The organism is Streptococcus mitis, assembly GCF_965111735.1.
Classification (GTDB): Bacteria; Bacillota; Bacilli; order Lactobacillales; family Streptococcaceae; genus Streptococcus; species Streptococcus mitis_DR.
The window spans coordinates 335,681-355,948 of the sequence record NZ_OZ217346.1; the positions used below are offsets into that span (position 1 = coordinate 335,681).

Annotated in this window: 14 protein-coding genes; all 14 read left to right on the top strand. The window is 42.7% G+C overall.

The window, feature by feature from the left end; translation table 11 throughout:
- The first annotated feature begins 319 nt into the window (after positions 1-319).
- The 14 genes from rpoB to ACLV7W_RS01715 all read left to right on the top strand — a co-directional run bounded on the left by rpoB (position 320) and on the right by ACLV7W_RS01715 (position 20,145).
- On the top strand, positions 320-3,931 hold the full coding sequence (rpoB, locus tag ACLV7W_RS01650; protein WP_045612333.1) for a DNA-directed RNA polymerase subunit beta: 3,612 nt from the start codon (positions 320-322) through the stop codon (positions 3,929-3,931).
- A 32-nt stretch (positions 3,932-3,963) separates the two neighbouring features.
- Entirely contained in the window at positions 3,964-7,641 is a 3,678-nt protein-coding gene (gene rpoC, locus ACLV7W_RS01655) for a DNA-directed RNA polymerase subunit beta' (protein ID WP_000228741.1), read from the top strand.
- 214 nt (positions 7,642-7,855) lie between these two features.
- On the top strand, positions 7,856-8,278 hold the full coding sequence (gene ndk, locus ACLV7W_RS01660) for a nucleoside-diphosphate kinase (protein ID WP_411865315.1): 423 nt from the start codon (positions 7,856-7,858) through the stop codon (positions 8,276-8,278).
- A 129-nt stretch (positions 8,279-8,407) separates the two neighbouring features.
- A complete protein-coding gene (locus ACLV7W_RS01665) occupies positions 8,408-9,040 on the top strand; it encodes a competence protein (protein ID WP_411865316.1) in 633 nt (210 codons plus the stop codon).
- Positions 9,041-9,135: 95 nt separating this feature from the next.
- Complete coding sequence (gene tsaE / locus ACLV7W_RS01670) at positions 9,136-9,579, top strand: tRNA (adenosine(37)-N6)-threonylcarbamoyltransferase complex ATPase subunit type 1 TsaE (RefSeq protein ID WP_411865317.1); 444 nt, start codon at positions 9,136-9,138, stop codon at positions 9,577-9,579.
- Positions 9,569-10,087 (top strand): GNAT family N-acetyltransferase, encoded by a 519-nt coding sequence (locus ACLV7W_RS01675; RefSeq protein ID WP_411865318.1) that lies wholly within the window; start codon positions 9,569-9,571, stop codon positions 10,085-10,087. Before tsaE ends, ACLV7W_RS01675 begins: the two co-directional genes overlap by 11 nt.
- Before the next feature lie 7 nt (positions 10,088-10,094).
- On the top strand, positions 10,095-11,147 hold the full coding sequence (brpA, locus tag ACLV7W_RS01680; RefSeq protein ID WP_411865319.1) for a biofilm formation/cell division transcriptional regulator BrpA: 1,053 nt from the start codon (positions 10,095-10,097) through the stop codon (positions 11,145-11,147).
- Positions 11,148-11,240: 93 nt separating this feature from the next.
- Positions 11,241-12,497, top strand: coding sequence for a competence/damage-inducible protein A (locus ACLV7W_RS01685; protein ID WP_411865320.1), 1,257 nt, complete (start codon positions 11,241-11,243; stop codon positions 12,495-12,497).
- A gap of 54 nt (positions 12,498-12,551) precedes the next feature.
- A complete protein-coding gene (gene recA / locus ACLV7W_RS01690) occupies positions 12,552-13,718 on the top strand; it encodes a recombinase RecA (RefSeq protein WP_064276728.1) in 1,167 nt (388 codons plus the stop codon).
- A gap of 101 nt (positions 13,719-13,819) precedes the next feature.
- Entirely contained in the window at positions 13,820-15,190 is a 1,371-nt protein-coding gene (locus tag ACLV7W_RS01695) for an MATE family efflux transporter (protein ID WP_411865321.1), read from the top strand.
- 96 nt (positions 15,191-15,286) lie between these two features.
- Positions 15,287-16,003 carry a YebC/PmpR family DNA-binding transcriptional regulator gene (locus ACLV7W_RS01700; protein WP_411865322.1) on the top strand — a complete coding sequence of 239 codons (717 nt, stop codon included), beginning with the start codon at positions 15,287-15,289 and terminating at the stop codon, positions 16,001-16,003.
- Positions 16,004-16,180: 177 nt separating this feature from the next.
- Positions 16,181-16,642 (top strand): MarR family winged helix-turn-helix transcriptional regulator, encoded by a 462-nt coding sequence (locus ACLV7W_RS01705; RefSeq protein WP_411865323.1) that lies wholly within the window; start codon positions 16,181-16,183, stop codon positions 16,640-16,642.
- Positions 16,626-18,395 carry an ABC transporter ATP-binding protein gene (locus ACLV7W_RS01710; protein WP_411865324.1) on the top strand — a complete coding sequence of 590 codons (1,770 nt, stop codon included), beginning with the start codon at positions 16,626-16,628 and terminating at the stop codon, positions 18,393-18,395. The genes ACLV7W_RS01705 and ACLV7W_RS01710 overlap by 17 nt, the downstream gene beginning before the upstream one ends.
- Positions 18,385-20,145 (top strand): ABC transporter ATP-binding protein, encoded by a 1,761-nt coding sequence (locus ACLV7W_RS01715; protein ID WP_411865325.1) that lies wholly within the window; start codon positions 18,385-18,387, stop codon positions 20,143-20,145. The genes ACLV7W_RS01710 and ACLV7W_RS01715 overlap by 11 nt, the downstream gene beginning before the upstream one ends.
- Positions 20,146-20,268 lie beyond the last annotated feature (123 nt).

The window sequence follows — 20,268 nt, forward strand, 5'->3', positions numbered from 1 at the left end:
ATAGGAAAAGATTTTGTCAAAAATTCGTCAATCCTCTTGAAAAATCTAGCTAAATACGGTATAATATAAATAATCATTTGTCGTAGGTTTTGTCTGAAATATTGTCCAGACAAGGCTCACAGCAGTTAAATCTTCTGAAAAAGTCAGATTTAGCTGCTCTTTTTGTGCTTTTTTTCAGGATTTTGAGTACTTGTAACAAAGATTTAAAGATTCTGAAAATTCATCAAGAGGACACGGTGATAGGGGTTTTTAAAACCATATGACGATTAGAAAAGCCTGATTGACAAGGCTTGGAACTTATTTACAAAGGAGAATCATCTTGGCAGGACATGACGTTCAATACGGGAAACATCGTACCCGTCGTAGTTTTTCAAGAATCAAAGAAGTTCTTGACTTACCAAATTTGATTGAAATTCAAACTGACTCATTCAAAGATTTCCTAGACCATGGTCTGAAGGAAGTGTTTGAAGATGTATTGCCAATTTCAAACTTCACAGACACAATGGAGTTGGAATTTGTTGGATATGAAATCAAGGAACCAAAATACACGCTAGAAGAAGCTCGTATCCACGATGCTAGCTACTCAGCACCAATTTTTGTAACCTTCCGCTTGATCAATAAAGAAACAGGCGAAATCAAAACCCAAGAAGTTTTCTTTGGTGATTTCCCAATCATGACTGAAATGGGTACTTTCATCATCAATGGTGGTGAACGTATCATCGTATCTCAGTTGGTCCGCTCACCAGGTGTTTACTTTAACGATAAAGTTGATAAAAACGGTAAAGTGGGCTACGGTTCAACTGTCATCCCTAACCGTGGAGCTTGGTTGGAACTTGAAAGTGACTCAAAAGATATCGCCTACACTCGTATCGACCGTACTCGTAAGATTCCATTTACGACATTGGTTCGTGCGCTTGGTTTCTCAGGTGATGATGAAATCTTTGATATCTTTGGTGATAGCGAATTGGTTCGCAACACTGTTGAAAAAGATATCCACAAGAACCCAATGGACTCTCGTACCGACGAAGCTTTGAAAGAAATTTACGAACGCCTTCGTCCAGGTGAGCCTAAGACTGCTGAAAGTTCACGTAGCTTGCTTGTGGCTCGTTTCTTTGACCCACGTCGCTATGACCTAGCAGCAGTTGGTCGTTACAAGATCAATAAAAAACTCAATGTTAAAACACGTTTGCTCAACCAAACCATTGCGGAGCCATTGGTAGATCCTGAAACTGGAGAAATCTTGGTAGAAGCTGGTACAATCATGACTCGTAGCGTGATTGAAAGTATTGAAAGCCATTTGGATGGTGATTTGAACAAGATTGTTTACATTCCAAATGATGCAGCGGTTGTGACTGAGCCAGTTGTTCTTCAAAAATTCAAGGTTGTTGCACCAACTGATCCAGACCGTGTTGTAACGATCATCGGTAATGCTAATCCAGATGACAAGGTTCGTATCGTTACTCCTGCAGATATCCTTGCTGAAATGAGCTATTTCCTCAACTTGGCTGAAGGACTTGGCCGTGTAGACGATATCGACCACCTTGGAAACCGTCGTATCCGTGCCGTTGGTGAACTGCTTGCCAACCAAGTACGCCTTGGACTTTCTCGTATGGAACGTAATGTCCGTGAACGTATGTCTGTTCAAGATAACGAAGTCTTGACACCACAACAAATCATCAATATCCGTCCTGTAACAGCTGCGGTTAAAGAATTCTTTGGTTCATCACAGTTGTCACAGTTCATGGACCAACACAACCCGCTTTCTGAGTTGTCTCACAAACGCCGTTTGTCAGCCTTAGGACCTGGTGGTTTGACACGTGACCGCGCTGGATATGAAGTTCGTGACGTGCACTACACTCACTATGGTCGTATGTGTCCAATCGAGACACCTGAAGGACCTAACATCGGTTTGATCAATAACTTGTCATCTTACGGACACTTGAACAAATATGGTTTTGTTCAAACACCATACCGTAAGGTTGACCGTGAAACAGGTGTTGTTACGAACGAAATCGTTTGGTTGACAGCCGATGAAGAAGATGAATATACTGTAGCACAGGCTAATTCTCGTCTGAATGAAGATGGAACATTTGCTGAGAAAGTTGTCATGGGACGTCACCAAGGGGTCAACCAAGAGTATCCAGCTAATGTTGTTGACTACATGGACGTATCACCAAAACAGGTAGTTGCTGTTGCGACAGCATGTATTCCTTTCTTGGAAAACGATGACTCCAACCGTGCCCTCATGGGAGCCAACATGCAACGTCAGGCTGTGCCGTTGATTAATCCAAAAGCACCTTACGTTGGTACTGGTATGGAATACCAAGCAGCCCACGATTCAGGAGCTGCTGTGATTGCTCAGTATGATGGTAAAGTTACTTACGCAGATGCTGACAAGGTAGAAGTTCGTCGTGAAGATGGTTCATTGGATGTTTACCACATCCAAAAATTCCGTCGTTCAAACTCAGGTACTGCTTACAACCAACGCACTCTCGTAAAAGTTGGAGATGTCGTTGAAAAAGGCGATTTCATTGCTGACGGACCTTCTATGGAAAATGGAGAAATGGCGCTTGGACAAAACCCAATCGTTGCCTACATGACTTGGGAAGGTTACAACTTCGAGGATGCCGTTATCATGAGCGAACGCTTGGTTAAAGACGATGTCTACACATCTGTCCACCTTGAAGAATACGAATCAGAAACACGCGATACAAAGCTTGGGCCTGAAGAAATTACTCGTGAAATTCCAAACGTTGGGGAAGATGCTCTTAAAGACCTTGACGAAATGGGTATTATCCGTATCGGTGCTGAGGTTAAAGAAGGCGATATCCTTGTAGGTAAAGTAACACCTAAGGGTGAGAAAGACCTTTCAGCTGAAGAACGTCTCTTGCACGCTATCTTCGGAGATAAATCTCGTGAAGTGCGTGATACTTCTCTTCGTGTACCACACGGTGCCGATGGTGTCGTTCGTGATGTTAAGATTTTTACACGTGCAAATGGAGACGAATTGCAATCAGGTGTTAATATGCTGGTTCGCGTCTACATCGCTCAAAAACGTAAGATCAAGGTCGGAGATAAGATGGCCGGACGTCACGGAAACAAAGGGGTTGTCTCTCGTATCGTTCCTGTAGAAGACATGCCTTACCTTCCAGACGGAACTCCAGTCGATATCATGTTGAACCCACTTGGGGTGCCATCACGTATGAATATCGGTCAGGTTATGGAGCTTCACCTTGGTATGGCTGCTCGTACTCTTGGTATTCACATCGCAACACCAGTCTTTGACGGAGCAAGTTCTGAAGACCTTTGGTCAACTGTTAAAGAAGCTGGTATGGATAGCGATGCCAAAACGATCCTTTACGATGGCCGTACTGGTGAACCATTTGATAACCGTGTTTCTGTCGGAGTCATGTACATGATCAAACTCCACCACATGGTTGATGATAAATTGCACGCGCGTTCAGTCGGACCATACTCAACCGTTACCCAACAACCACTCGGAGGTAAAGCTCAGTTTGGTGGACAACGTTTCGGTGAGATGGAGGTTTGGGCTCTTGAAGCCTACGGTGCATCAAATGTCCTTCAAGAAATCTTGACTTACAAGTCTGACGATATCAATGGACGTTTGAAAGCTTATGAAGCCATTACAAAAGGAAAACCAATTCCAAAACCAGGTGTTCCAGAATCCTTCCGAGTTCTTGTCAAAGAATTGCAATCTCTTGGTCTTGACATGCGTGTCCTAGACGAAGATGACCAAGAAGTGGAACTTCGCGACTTGGATGAAGGAATGGACGAAGATGTCATCCACGTAGATGACCTTGAAAAAGCCCGCGAAAAAGCAGCACAAGAGGCTAAAGCAGCCTTTGAAGCTGAAGAAGCTGAGAAAGCAACAAAAGCGGAAGCAACAGAAGAAGCTGCTGAACAAGAATAAGCAGTTCACTTAGAATAGAAAGGGAAGAAATAGTGGTTGATGTAAATCGTTTTAAAAGTATGCAAATCACCCTAGCTTCTCCAAGTAAAGTCCGTTCATGGTCTTATGGAGAAGTCAAAAAACCTGAAACAATCAATTACCGTACCTTGAAACCAGAACGTGAAGGACTCTTTGATGAAGTTATCTTTGGTCCTACAAAAGACTGGGAATGTGCTTGTGGTAAGTACAAACGCATTCGTTACAGAGGAATTGTTTGTGACCGTTGTGGGGTTGAAGTAACGCGTACGAAAGTTCGTCGTGAGCGTATGGGACATATCGAATTGAAAGCTCCTGTGTCTCACATCTGGTACTTCAAGGGGATTCCAAGCCGTATGGGCTTGACCCTTGATATGAGTCCCCGTGCCCTCGAGGAAGTTATCTACTTTGCGGCTTATGTGGTGATTGATCCTAAGGATACACCACTTGAGCACAAGTCTATCATGACAGAGCGCGAATACCGTGAGCGCTTGCGTGAGTATGGCTATGGATCATTCGTTGCCAAGATGGGTGCCGAAGCCATCCAAGACCTCTTGAAACAAGTAGATCTTGAAAAAGAAATTGCTGAACTCAAAGAAGAGTTGAAAACAGCTACTGGACAAAAACGTGTCAAAGCCATCCGTCGTTTGGATGTTTTGGATGCCTTTTACAAGTCTGGAAATAAACCTGAATGGATGATTCTCAACATCCTTCCGGTTATTCCACCAGATCTTCGTCCAATGTTGCAGTTGGATGGTGGCCGTTTTGCCTCATCTGACCTGAATGACCTTTACCGCCGTGTTATCAACCGTAACAACCGTTTGGCTCGTTTGCTTGAGTTGAATGCACCAGGTATCATCGTTCAAAATGAGAAGCGTATGCTTCAAGAAGCGGTTGACGCTTTGATTGACAATGGTCGTCGTGGTCGTCCAATCACAGGACCAGGTAGCCGTCCTCTTAAATCATTGAGCCATATGCTTAAAGGTAAACAAGGACGCTTCCGTCAAAACTTGCTCGGTAAACGTGTTGACTTCTCAGGACGTTCCGTTATCGCCGTTGGTCCAACGCTTAAGATGTACCAATGTGGTGTGCCACGTGAAATGGCGATTGAGCTCTTTAAACCATTCGTTATGCGAGAAATCGTTGCGCGTGATATTGTGCAAAACGTCAAAGCTGCTAAACGCTTGGTCGAACGCGGAGATGAGCGTATCTGGGATATCCTTGAAGAAGTGATCAAAGAACACCCAGTACTTTTGAACCGCGCACCTACCCTTCACCGTTTGGGTATCCAAGCCTTCGAGCCAGTCTTGATTGATGGTAAGGCCCTTCGCTTGCACCCACTTGTCTGTGAAGCCTACAATGCTGACTTTGACGGTGACCAAATGGCCATCCACGTACCGCTTTCAGAAGAAGCTCAAGCAGAAGCTCGTATCTTGATGCTCGCTGCTGAGCACATCTTGAACCCGAAAGATGGTAAACCAGTTGTTACTCCATCTCAGGACATGGTTTTGGGTAACTACTACTTGACCATGGAAGAAGCTGGTCGTGAAGGTGAAGGAATGGTCTTCAAAGACCGTGACGAAGCGGTTATGGCTTACCGTAATGGCTATGTTCACCTCCACTCACGTGTTGGTATTGCAACAGATAGCCTCAACAAACCATGGACAGAAGAGCAAAAACACAAGGTCTTGCTTACAACAGTTGGTAAAATCCTCTTCAACGACATCATGCCAGAGGGTCTACCATACTTGCAAGAACCAAACAATGCCAACTTGACAGAAGGTGTTCCAGCTAAATACTTCTTGCCACTTGGTGGAGATATCAAGGAAGCAATCAGCAAACTTGAACTCAACCCCCCATTCAAGAAGAAAAACCTTGGAAATATCATCGCTGAAATCTTCAAACGTTTCCGTACGACAGAAACTTCTGCCCTACTTGACCGTATGAAGAACCTCGGTTACCACCACTCAACTCTTGCAGGATTGACAGTGGGTATCGCCGATATCCCAGTCGTTGATGACAAGGCTGAAATCATTGAAGAATCACACAAACGTGTAGAACAAATCACCAAACAATTCCGTCGTGGTATGATCACAGACGACGAGCGTTACAATGCTGTTACAGCCGAATGGCGTGCTGCCCGTGAAAAACTTGAGAAACGTTTGATTGCCAACCAAGATCCTAAGAACCCAATCGTTATGATGATGGACTCTGGAGCCCGTGGTAACATCTCAAACTTCTCACAGCTTGCCGGCATGCGTGGTCTGATGGCTGCTCCGAACGGACGTATCATGGAATTGCCAATCCTTTCAAACTTCCGCGAAGGTTTGTCGGTATTGGAAATGTTCTTCTCAACTCACGGTGCGCGTAAAGGTATGACCGATACGGCCCTTAAGACAGCCGACTCAGGTTACTTGACTCGTCGTTTGGTTGACGTTGCCCAAGACGTTATCATCCGTGAGGACGACTGTGGAACTGACCGCGGTCTCTTGATTCGCTCTATCGCAGAAGGAAAAGAGATGATCGAGTCTCTTGAAGAACGTCTCAACGGTCGTTACACTAAGAAAACTGTTAAACATCCAGAAACTGGTGCAGTTATCATTGGTCCAAATGAGTTGATTACAGAAGACAAGGCGCGTGAAATTGTCAATGCTGGTGTGGAAGAAGTCACTATCCGTTCCGTATTTACATGTAACACTCGTCATGGTGTCTGCCGTCACTGTTATGGTATCAATTTGGCGACTGGTGATGCGGTTGAAGTTGGTGAAGCAGTCGGTACAATCGCTGCCCAATCTATCGGGGAACCTGGTACACAGCTTACAATGCGTACCTTCCACACGGGTGGGGTTGCCTCAAATACCGATATCACTCAGGGTCTTCCTCGTGTCCAAGAAATCTTTGAAGCCCGCAATCCTAAAGGGGAAGCGGTTATCACAGAGGTTAAAGGACAAGTTACCGCTATCGAAGAGGATGCATCAACTCGTACTAAGAAAGTCTTTGTTAAGGGTGAAACTGGCGAAGGGGAATATGTCGTTCCATTTACAGCTCGTATGCGTGTCGAAGTTGGAGACCAAGTAGCGCGTGGTGCTGCTCTTACAGAAGGTTCTATCCAACCAAAACGTCTCCTTGCAGTCCGTGATGTCTTGTCAGTTGAAACTTATCTTCTTGGTGAAGTACAAAAAGTTTACCGTAGCCAAGGGGTAGAAATCGGTGACAAACACATTGAGGTAATGGTTCGTCAAATGATCCGTAAAGTCCGTGTCATGGATCCAGGTGACACAGATCTTCTCATGGGTACCCTTATGGATATCAATGACTTTACAGATGCCAACAAAGATGTCCTTATCGCAGGTGGAGTTCCAGCGACTGGTCGACCAGTTCTTATGGGAATTACCAAAGCCTCACTTGAAACCAACAGTTTCTTGTCAGCGGCTTCCTTCCAGGAAACAACTCGTGTCCTTACTGACGCAGCTATCCGTGGTAAGAAAGACCATCTCCTTGGACTTAAAGAAAATGTTATCATCGGTAAGATCATCCCAGCAGGTACTGGTATGGCTCGCTACCGTAACCTTGAACCACATGCTGTCAACGAAGAAGAATACCTTAATCCTCCAGTAGAGGAAGAAGGAAATGAAGAAACAACAGAAGTAGTTGTGGATACTGCCGTTGAAACTGTGGAAGAAACAGTAGAATAAAAGAGAATGAGAGAGCCCTCGGGTTCTCTTTCTCTTTTCTGAAAACTTTCTCCATTTTTTCACGAAATGTGGTAAAATAATACTCAATGAAAATCAAAGAGCAAACTAGGAAACTAGCCGCAGGCTATACTTGAGTACGGCAAGGCGACGTTGACGTGGTTTGAATTTGATTTTCGAAGAGTATAAAAGAAAGAAGCTGACAAAGGAGACAGGTATGGAACAAACATTTTTTATCATTAAACCAGACGGTGTAAAAAGAGGGCTAGTTAGTGAAGTGTTGAAACGCATCGAACAACGTGGATTTACAATCGAAAAATTGGAGTTGCGTTTACAGCTTTCAGAAGAGTTGATTGACCAGCATTATCAGGACTTGGTTGGCCAAAGTTTTTACCCACCGATTCGTGAATTCATGACTTCAGGACCAGTTCTTGTGGGCATCATTTCTGGTCCCAAAGTAATCGAAACTTGGCGGACCATGATGGGGGCAACTCGTCCAGAAGAAGCTTTACCAGGAACTATTCGAGGTGATTTTGCAAAAGCTGCTGGAGAAAACCAAGCTATTCAAAATATTGTACATGGATCAGATTCAGAAGAGTCAGCTAAGCGAGAAATTGCTCTTTGGTTTGAAGAGAAATAATAAAAGTTTGATGTAAGGGATACTTGCATCAAACTTTTTTGCATTTTAGAGTAGAAAACTGACAGTTGAGAAATATTTTAGCAATGGTGAGAATTTCTAGCCTATAATAAGAGCAAGTAGGGAGGAAGAATGATGGAAAAAATGAAAAAGCAAATTCGTGTTTTGTTATTGCTGACGTTTTTTGGTCTTAGTAGCTGTTCTTGTTTAAGTTTATCGACTTGGGCCTTGATGTTAAATCAAAACTGCTTCTATTATTTAGTTGGCATGCTGCTCCTTGCCAGTATTGGTGCAGGATTAAACTACTATAGAGGGCAGGGAAATCAACATTATTCAGTTTTTAAGGAAGATAAGCAACAATTCTTGTATAGTCTGTTGCTCTTAGTAAACATTTTGGGTTTAGCCTTAATTGTCATAGAACATATCCTTGCAGGAAATACATCCGTAGAAGGGTTTGTGGAAGCCTTTCTACCGAGTTTCTTTTTCTTATTTGGTATTGATTTGTTAGTTTTTCTACCAATTCAGAAGTATGTAAATGGATTGAAAAAGATTTTAGGAAAGAAGGAAATCTGTTTTATTAGTGGACTAGCTATTCTAATCTTTCTCAGAAATCCTTGGATGCTATTGTCCATGACCTTTTATATTGCCTTGGGAATGCTATTTCTAGGACTGTTGGTGCCAAAAGTTATTCGCTGGGAAGTTTCATTTTACAGTCATTTGATGAGAGATATCTTGTTAGTTGTCTTCTTGCTGTTTCTATTTTAAATATAAAAGAAGTGAAGGTCCAAGTTTTACAATTTATAATATGGAATTCATAGATAATACCTAGACAAAGGACAACTTTTTGGTATAATAGAAACATGTACACTAAAAACGAAGAAGAGTTACAGTCCTTAGGGGAACGTTTGGGCTATTTATTAGAAAAAAATGACGTCTTAATTCTAACTGGAGAACTTGGAGCAGGCAAAACGACCTTTACAAAAGGTCTTGCTAAAGGGTTACAGATTACTCAGATGATTAAGAGTCCAACCTATACTATTGTGAGAGAGTATGAAGGTCGTATTCCTCTTTATCATTTAGATGTTTATCGTATTGAGGGAGATGCGGATTCTATTGATTTGGATGAGTTTCTCTTTGGTGGTGGGGTAACTGTCATCGAGTGGGGACATCTTTTAGGTGATGCCTTGCCAGATAATTATTTAGAATTGGAAATTCTAAAAGAAGAAGACGGTCGCAGATTACATTTCCAAGCAAAGGGCTTGCGTGCAGAAAAACTCTTAGAGGAGCTTCATCATGGAGTATGAGTTGCTCATTAGGGAAGCAGAACCTGGTGATGTGGCTGAGTTAGTGACATTTTTAAATCGTGTCAGTTTAGAAACAGATTTTACCAGTCTGGACAGGAATGGCATTTTAATGACAGATACTGAGATGGAGTTGTTTTTGGATAAACAGGCTCACTCGGAAAATCAAATCACTTTACTTGCCTTGCTGAATGATGAAATTGCTGGTCTTGTAAATATCACAGCTGATCAACGCAAGAGAGTTCGTCATATTGGAGATCTCTTTATTGTGATTGGTCAGAAATATTGGAATAATGGACTGGGAAGTTTGTTACTTGAAGAAATCGTAGAATGGGCGCAGGCTAGTGGCATTCTTCGTCGACTTCAACTAACTGTCCAAACTCGTAATCTGGCTGCAGTTCATCTATATCAAAAACATGGCTTTGTAATTGAAGGTAGACAAGAGCGCGGTGCGTACATAGAAGAAGGGGGATTTATCGACGTTTACCAGATGGGTAGACTGATAGATTAATAGAAATATGGTTAAAAAAATTATTGGAATGGTGCTAGCTTTTCTAGCTGTGACAGTTTTGGGTGTGGGTGTCTTTGCTTATACCATTTATCAGCAAGGTACACAAACCTTATCAAAAACCTATAAAAAGATTGGGGAAGAAACCAATGTTATTGAGGCGACTGAACCCTTAACGATCCTTTTAATGGGGGTTGATACTGGGAATGTAGAGCGTACAGATCAATGGGCTGGAAATAGTGATTCCATGATTCTCTTGACGGTGAATCCGCATACGAAAAAGACTATGATGTTGAGTTTAGAGAGAGATATTTTGACGAAAATTCAGCATAAAGATGGCCAGATTGAGGAAGCGAAACTGAACGCTGCCTATGCGGGTGGAGGTGCAGAATTAGCTATCTCAACGATTCAAAAGATGATGAATATCCATATTGACCGCTATATTATGGTCAATATGCAAGGATTGCAACAATTGGTAGATGCAGTGGGCGGGATTACGGTTAATAATACACTAGGTTTCCCGATTTCTATCAGTGATCAAGAAGAATTTAACACCATTTCTATCGGTGTTGGAGAGCAGACAATAAATGGAGAAGAAGCGCTTGTTTATTCCCGCATGCGTTATCAGGACCCAGAAGGGGACTACGGACGTCAGAAGCGTCAGCGTGAAGTCATTCAAAAGGTTGTTGAAAAAGTTCTTAGTTTGAATAGCGTTAGTCACTATCAATCTATCTTAAAAGCCTTGAGTACTAATATGCAGACTAATATTGATTTGTCTGCCAAGAGTATCCCAAGTTTGTTAGGTTACAAGGACTCGTTTAAAACGATTGAAACTCAACAATTAAAGGGCGAAGGAGAGATGTTGCAAGGTATTTCTTACCAGATTGTTTCGAGAGAGCATATGTTGGAAATGCAGAATATATTGCGACGTTCTTTGGGACAAGAAGAAGTCACTCAGCTTGAAACAAATGTTGTCTTATTTGAAGATTTGTTTGGAAGAGTGCCTGTTGGTGATGGGGATAATCAACAACAAGGTGTCTTTGTAACAAATGAAGTAGAATAGTTCGTTCGTTTGTTTGATACAAATAAAAAATCAATCGTGGGAAATTTCCTGCGATTTTTTCAAAAAAATACGAATAGATAGGTAGGAGGAAACATGAAAGCAGAAATTATGGCTGTCGGAACAGAAATTTTAACAGGGCAGATTGTCAATACCAATGCCCAGTTTTTATCAGAGAAACTAGCCGAAATCGGGGTAGATGTTTATTTTCAGACGGCTGTAGGAGACAATGAAGTTCGTCTCTTGTCTTTGCTTGAGATTGCCAGTCAACGTAGTAGTCTGGTGATTTTGACAGGTGGTTTGGGGCCAACTGAGGACGACCTAACTAAACAAACTCTAGCTAAATTTTTAGGTAAAGAATTAGTCTTTGATCCTCAGACGCAGGAGAAGTTGGATGTCTTTTTTGCTCAGAGACCAGACTATGCCCGAACACCGAATAACGAAAGACAAGCTCAACTTGTAGAAGGGGCGACTCCACTACCAAACGAAACAGGGTTGGCAGTTGGAGGAATATTAGAAGTCGAAGGAGTGACCTACGTTGTCCTTCCTGGTCCGCCAAGTGAATTGAAACCCATGGTTTTAAACCAACTTCTACCCAAGTTGATGACAGGAAGCAAGCTGTATTCCCGAGTTCTTCGTTTCTTTGGAATTGGCGAAAGTCAGTTGGTGACCATTTTGGCTGATTTGATTGACAATCAAACAGATCCGACCTTAGCGCCTTATGCCAAGACAGGAGAAGTCACTCTGCGTCTGTCAACAAAGGTTAGCAGTCAAGAAGAGGCGAATCAAGCGCTGGATATCTTAGAAAATCAAATCTTGAATCGTCAAACTTTTGAAGGCCTTTCTTTACGAAAACTTTGTTATGGTTATGGGGAAGAAACTAGTTTAGCTAGCATTGTGGTAGAAGAACTGAAAAGGCAAGGGAAAACTATCACGGCTGCAGAGAGTTTGACGGCTGGTCTTTTCCAAGCTAGGGTAGCGGATTTTTCGGGTGCTTCAAGTATATTTAAGGGTGGTTTTGTGACCTATAGCTTGGAGGAAAAATCAAAAATGTTGGATATTCCTGTCAAGGATTTGGAAGAGCACGGTGTGGTATCTGAATTTACAGCTCAGAAGATGGCTGAGCAGGCACGAATCAAGACCCAGTCTGATTTTGGCCTTAGTTTGACTGGAGTGGCAGGACCAGATAGCCTGGAAGGACATCCAGCTGGGACAGTCTTCATAGGCTTGGCTCAAGAGCAAGGAACTGAGGTTATCAAGGTCAATATTGGAGGCAGAAGTCGAGCAGATGTACGTCACATTGCGGTTATGCATGCCTTTAACCTAGTTCGCAAGGCTTTATTAAGTGACTAACTTTTGATATAATAGTAGATAGGTCTGAGGACCATTAGAATGTAGGAGAATAGAATGGCGAAAAAACCAAAAAAATTAGATGAAATTTCAAAAAAATTCGGGGCAGAACGTGAAAAAGCCTTGAATGACGCTCTTAAATTGATTGAGAAAGACTTTGGTAAGGGTTCAATCATGCGTTTGGGTGAGCGTGCAGAGCAAAAGGTGCAAGTGATGAGCTCAGGTTCCTTGGCTCTTGATATTGCCCTTGGTTCAGGTGGTTATCCTAAGGGACGTATCATCGAAATCTATGGGCCAGAGTCATCTGGTAAGACAACGGTTGCCCTTCATGCAGTTGCACAAGCGCAAAAAGAAGGTGGGATTGCAGCCTTTATCGATGCGGAGCATGCCCTTGATCCAGCTTATGCTGCGGCTCTTGGGGTCAATATTGACGAATTGCTCTTGTCTCAACCAGACTCAGGAGAGCAAGGTCTTGAGATTGCAGGAAAATTGATTGACTCAGGTGCAGTTGACCTTGTCGTAGTCGACTCCGTTGCGGCCCTTGTCCCTCGTGCGGAAATTGATGGAGATATCGGAGATAGCCACGTTGGTTTGCAGGCTCGTATGATGAGTCAGGCCATGCGTAAACTTGGTGCTTCTATCAATAAAACCAAAACAATTGCCATCTTCATCAACCAATTGCGTGAAAAAGTTGGGGTCATGTTTGGAAATCCAGAAACAACTCCTGGTGGACGTGCCTTGAAATTCTACGCATCAGTCCGTTTGGATGTTCGTGGAAGCACGCAAATCAAGGGAACTGGTGACCAAAAAGACACCAACGTCGGTAAAGAAACCAAGATCAAGGTCGTGAAAAACAAGGTGGCTCCACCATTTAAAGAAGCCTTCGTTGAAATCATGTACGGAGAAGGAATTTCTAAGACCGGTGAGCTTTTGAAGGTTGCAAGCGATTTGGATATCATCAAAAAAGCAGGGGCTTGGTATTCTTATAAGGATGAGAAAATCGGGCAAGGTTCTGAAAATGCTAAGAAATACTTGGCAGATAACCCAGAAGTCTTTGATGAGATTGATCATCAAGTCCGTGTTCAATTTGGTTTGATTGATGGAGAAGAAGCTTCTGTAGAAGGTGTTGAAACTAAAAAAGATGACGTAGTTCAAGCAGATTCTGTGAATGAAGAAGTGACACTTGACCTAGGCGACGAGCTTGAAATCGAAATTGAAGAATAAGCTGTTAAAGTAGTGGAGAAATTCACTGCTTTTTCATTGCCTAGTTCTGGCATAGTTTGCTGTTTCTTGTCGCTCCTTTAGAAAGCTGATATAATAGCCTTATGAATAAAAAACGAACAGTGGACCTGATTCATGGTCCTATTCTTCCTTCGCTTTTGAGTTTTGCCTTTCCAATCTTGCTGTCCAATATTTTCCAACAGCTCTATAATACTGCTGATGTCTTGATTGTTGGACGTTTTCTTGGTCAAGATTCCTTGGCTGCGGTTGGGGCAACAACTGCTATTTTTGATTTGATTATAGGCTTTACGCTTGGTGTTGGTAATGGAATGGGGATTGTCATTGCCCGCTATTATGGGGCTAGGAATTTCACCAAAATCAAGGAAGCGGTAGCAGCTACCTGGATTTTAGGTGCTCTTTTGAGTATTGTAGTGATGTTGCTGGGCTTTCTTGGTCTGTATCCTCTTTTGCAATACTTAGATACTCCTGCAGAAATCCTTCCTCAGTCCTATCAATATATTTCTATGATTGTGACCTGTGTCGGTGTCAGCTTTGCTTATAATCTCTTTGCAGGTTTGTTGCGGTCCATTGGGGACAGTCTAGCAGCCCTTGGATTTCTGATTTTCTCTGCTCTGGTTAATGTGGTTCTGGATCTCTATTTCATTACGCAATTGCATCTGGGAGTTCAATCTGCAGGCCTTGCTACCATCATTTCGCAAGGCTTATCAGCGGTTCTCTGCTTTTATTATATCCGTAAGAGTGTGCCAGAACTTTTGCCTCAACTCAAGCATTTCAAATGGAACAAGGCTTTGTACGCTGATCTCTTGGAGCAAGGTTTAGCTATGGGTTTGATGAGTTCAATTGTATCGATCGGCAGTGTGATTTTACAGTCTTCTGTTAATACCTTTGGTGCAGTGATTATTAGTGCCCAGACGGCAGCTCGACGCATTATGGCTTTCGCCCTTCTTCCCATGACTGCTATTTCTGCATCAATGACGACCTTTGCTTCTCAGAATCTAGGAGCTAAGCGACCAGACCGCATTGTTCAAGGACTTCGAATCGGCAGTCGTCTAAGTATATCCTGGGCAGTTTTTGTTTGTATCTTCCTCTTTTTTGCCAGTCCAACCTTGGTTTCCTTCTTGGCTAGTTCGACAAATGGTTACTTGATAGAAAATGGAAGTCTGTACTTGCAAATCAGTTCAGCCTTTTATCCTATTTTGAGTCTCTTGTTGATTTATCGCAATTGTTTGCAGGGTTTGGGGCAAAAAATCCTTCCTCTGGTTTCTAGCTTTATCGAACTAATCGGGAAAATCGCTTTTGTGGTTTTGATTATCCCTTGGGCAGGATATAAGGGAGTTATCCTTTGCGAACCCTTAATCTGGGTTGCCATGACCATTCAACTGTACTTTTCGCTTTTCCGTCACCCCTTGATAAAAGAAGGCAAGGCCATCTTGGCAACAAAAGTGTCATCCTAGCTTGATTTACTGAATAAAATCCATTTCCTCTAGTGAAAATCGAAAAAACTTGTGTTATAATAAGAAAGATTAAAATGTGAAAAAAGGAGATTCCTAATGGGACGTAAATGGGCCAATATCGTAGCCAAGAAAACGGCTAAAGATGGAGCTAACTCTAAAGTATATGCAAAATTTGGTGTAGAAATCTATGTAGCAGCTAAAAAAGGTGATCCAGATCCAGAATCAAACTCAGCCTTGAAGTTCGTTATCGACCGTGCTAAACAAGCGCAAGTGCCAAAACACGTTATCGATAAGGCTTTGGACAAGGCTAAAGGAAACACAGACGAAACCTTTACAGAAGGACGTTACGAAGGTTTTGGACCAAATGGTTCTATGCTGATTGTTGATACTTTGACTTCAAATGTCAACCGTACAGCGGCTAATGTCCGTGCAGCTTTTGGTAAAAATGGCGGAAACATGGGCGCTTCAGGTTCGGTTTCATACCTCTTTGACAACAAGGGAGTTATCGTATTTGCAGGTGAAGATGCCGATGCAGTCTTTGAGCAATTGCTAGAAGCAGATGTGGATGTGGATGATGTAGAAGCAGAAGAAGGTACAATCACAGTTTACACAGCTCCAACTGATCTTCATAAGGCTATCGTTGCCCTTCGTGAGTCAGGTGTCGAAGAATTCCAAGTTACTGAATTGGAAATGATTCCTCAGTCAGAAGTGGAATTGTCAGGCGATGACCTTGAAACCTTTGAAAAACTTTACAGTGTCCTTGAAGACGACGAAGACGTACAAAAAATCTACACAAACGTAGTCGGATTCTAATTTAACCTAGAGAATATGATCCTAAGTGAGAAAATCACTTGGGATTTTTTTAATCAAGAAAATAGTTCTCTAGGAAACTTTTTTCTTGACATCTCTTTTCAAAGTGATAGAATAGTTCTCATGGAAACTTATTTAGTTCCTAGGAGAGCTAAATGTGATAGTTAGAAAGGAGCTAGTATGGATAAACCGATGTTGGTCTTTAAGCGTTTTGGTCACCAGATTCATCTGATGGTGCAAAAGGAAGCCAAACGTTGCGGCATTGAATTTATGGGTGGACCACAAGGCCAGGTTGTACGTTTTTTGGATAGTCGTGAGGAAAACAAAAACTTGGTCTTGATTAAAGATATCGAGCAGGAACTCAATATTACCAAGTCTGTGGCGAGTAACTTGGTCAAGCGTATGGTACAAAATGGTTTGGTGGAATTGGAGGCGAGTCCTGTCGATAAGCGGGCTAAGTTTGTTCGTCTGACGGACAAATCGCGTTCTCAAATGAAGCAGGTTAAAGCCTTCTTTGAACGCATTGACAACCAATTGATGGCAGACATTGATGAAGATGAATTACTGATTTTTGAGAAAGTCCTCAATCAACTACAGGAAAATATCAAGAGAATAGGAGGAGATAATGAAGAAATTAGCTAAGCGAATTAGTAGAAAAGAATGGGGGATGATTTTACTAGCTATTCTCTTTACTTGCTTTTCGGTCTATCTAGAGTTGGAAGTTCCGACCTATATCTCGAAAATTACGGATTTGCTAGGAAGTCAAGGAACCAACTTGGATGAGTTATGGCAACCAGCAGGTATGATGGTCGGAATGTCTTTTTTTGCCTTCTTGTCCGCAGTCGCAGTTGGATTATTTGCATCCAGAGTGGCCGCTTCCTATACTAGTAGGTTAAGAAGCGACATTTTTAACCGAGTTTTGGATTACTCGCAGACAGAGATTAAGAAATTCTCTATTCCCAGTCTCCTAACTCGTACCACTAATGATATTACTCAAGTTCAGATGCTGATCACCATGGGCTTGCAAGTGGTTACGCGTGGTCCAATTATGGCTATCTGGGCTATCGGGAAGATTTTAGGTCATTCAGAATACTGGCTCTGGGCTGTACTTGTGGCAGTGATTGTCAATGTTTTGATGACAACAGTTTTGATGACGCTAGCCTTTCCAAAACAGTCCTTGATTCAGAGTCTGACTGATAAACTGAATAGCATTACTCGTGAAAGTTTAACAGGTATTCGCGTTGTTCGTGCCTACAATGCTGAAAAGTACCAAGATGAAAAATTTGCAGTAGCAAATGATGAATTGACACGCTTGAATTTGTTTGTTAACCGTCTTATGGCTATTTTGAATCCCATCATGATGGGGATTTCAAGTGGTTTGAGTGTGGCGATTTACTGGATTGGGGCCTATGTAATCAACGATGCTGCTCCGACAGCTCGTCTGCCTCTCTTTAGTGACATGGTTGTTTTCATGTCTTATGCCATGCAGGTTGTCATGGGCTTCCTTCTCATGGGGGCGCTCTTCATCGTTCTTCCTCGAACCATGGTCTCTGCCAAACGGATTAATCAGGTTCTAGATTTGCATTCTTCTATCCAAAATCCTGCTCAAGTGCAGTTGGCTGATGAAAATCTCAAAGGTCAGGTCGAATTTAAGGATGTGACCTTTCGCTATGCGGCAAATTCAGAGGCAGTTATTGAGCATGTTAGCTTTAGAGCAGAAGCTGGCCAAACAGTGGCCTTTATCGGCTCAACGGGTTCTGGTAAATCAACTCTAGTCAATCTGATTCCACGTTTCTATGACGTATCAGCAGGAGAAATTCTAGTGGATGGTGTCAATGTTCAAGACTACGGTTTGGAAGATTTACGCAATAAGGTTGGCTATATTCCACAAAAAGCTGTACTCTTTTCAGGTGATGTCAAGGACAATCTAGACTTTGGACGCAGCCAAGAAACACCGCTTAGTGAACAAGCCATGTGGCAAGCCTTGGAATTGGCCCAGTCTAAGAACTTTATCGAAGACAAGGAAGCGGGCTTAGAGTCAGAAGTAGCCCAAGGAGGCACCAACTTCTCAGGTGGACAAAGACAGCGTCTGGCCATTGCGCGTGCCTTGGCTCGGAAGCCAGAAATCCTCATCTTTGATGACTCCTTCTCAGCCTTGGATTACAAGACAGACCGTGTCCTACGCCAAGAGCTAGCAGAGAAAACAAAATCTATGACCAAGCTTATTGTCGCACAGCGTATTTCAACCATTATGGACGCAGATTTGATTTTGGTCTTGGATCAAGGAAAAGTAGTGGGACAAGGCACCCACAAGGAGCTTCTAGCTACCAACGAAGTTTACCAAGAAATTGCCTATTCACAATTATCGAAGGAGGAATTGGAACATGGAAAATAAAAGAATGTCTCTCTGGAAACAGAGTAAACCCTATCTTGCAGGTCTCCAGTTTGCCCTTCTAATCGCCTTTTTAGCAACAATCCTATCCAATATCATTACTGTTTATGGGCCAACTCGTATCAAGGAAATGACCAATATCATTGCCAGTGGTCTAGAAACAAGTGTGGATGTCGCTGCGGTTGCAGCTATTGGTGGTTTTTTGGCCGTTATCTATGTGATTGGACTTCTATCAAATTATTTGCAAACCTTTCTGTTTACAACAGCCATTCAACGTTTTTCAGAGCGTTTGAGAAGAGCGATTGCAGAGAAAATTAATCGTCTTCCATTGGGGTATTTTGATGGACATTCTCAAGGGGATACCTTGTCTCGTGTGACTAATGACGTTGACACTGCAGCCCAATCCCTCAATCAAAGTCTGGGAACAGTTCTTTCATCCACTTTACTGGTCGTGGCAGTCTTGGTAACCATGTTTGGGATGAACTGGATTTTAGCCTTGGTGACGGTTGCTTCAACTCTTATCGGTTTTGCTTTTGTGTCCGTCTTTATGGGCAAATCGCAGGGATTCTTTAAGAGTCAGCAACAGGATTTGGCGGCTGTCAATGGCTATGTGGAGGAAATGTACTCTGGCCATAATGTGGTGACCAGTTACAATGCTATCGAGAGCACAAAAGAAGAATTTGCGACATTAAACCATCGTCTGTATAACAGTATCTGGAAATCTCAGTTTATTTCAGGGATTATGATGCCGATCATGATGTTCATTGGGAACTTTAGCTATGCCTTAGTGATTATCGTCGGTGCAGCCTTGGCCTTAAATGGGCAGATTAGTATCGGGATTATCGTTGCCTTTATGGCCTACGTGCGTATCTTTTCTCAGCCCCTTTCACAAATCGCTCAAGGGATTACCAGTCTTCAGCAGGCTAGCGCAGCCATGGGACGTGTCTTCGAATTTCTAGCTGAAGAGGAAATGGAAGATGAATCTTATAAAGAAAGACAACTGAGCGACATGAAAGGTCAAGTAGTCTTTGATCGAGTTTCCTTTGGTTACACACCAGAGCGAACCATCATCCATGACTTTTCTGCGACAGCTCATGCAGGTCAAAAGGTCGCGATTGTCGGACCGACAGGAGCTGGTAAGACAACTATTGTCAATCTTTTGATGAAGTTCTATGAGATTGATGAGGGAAGTATCCGCATTGATGGCGTGGATACCAAGGAGATGAAGCGTTCGGAAGTACATGATGCCTTTTCAATGGTCTTGCAGGATACTTGGCTCTTTGAAGGTACTATCCGAGATAATCTCATCTATAACCAAAAGGGGATTAGTGATGAGCGTGTGATTGAAGCCAGCAAGGCTGTGGGGATTCACCACTTTATCATGACCCTGCCAGATGGTTATGATACTGTCTTGGATGATACAGTAACCTTGTCTGTCGGACAAAAACAACTCTTGACCATTGCTCGTGCTTTGCTGAAAGATGCGCCACTCCTAATCCTAGATGAAGCGACTTCTTCTGTTGATACCCGTACAGAGGAATTGATTCAGAAAGCTATGGATCGTTTGATGGAGGGCAGAACTTCCTTTGTCATCGCCCACCGCTTGTCAACCATCCGTAATGCTGACTTGATTCTTGTCATGAAAGACGGCAATATCATCGAGCAAGGCAATCATGAGGAGCTAATGGCGCAAGCTGGTTTCTACGCTGACCTCTACAACAGTCAATTTACAGAAGACGAAGCAGAAGAATAAATCGAAAGAAGGCTTGACGGCCTTCTTTTTCTGCACTATACTAGAAGACGAGTGCTTCCCTGCAAGCAATACTCTTCGAAAATCTCTTCAAACCGCGTCAGCTTCGGTATATGTTACTGACTC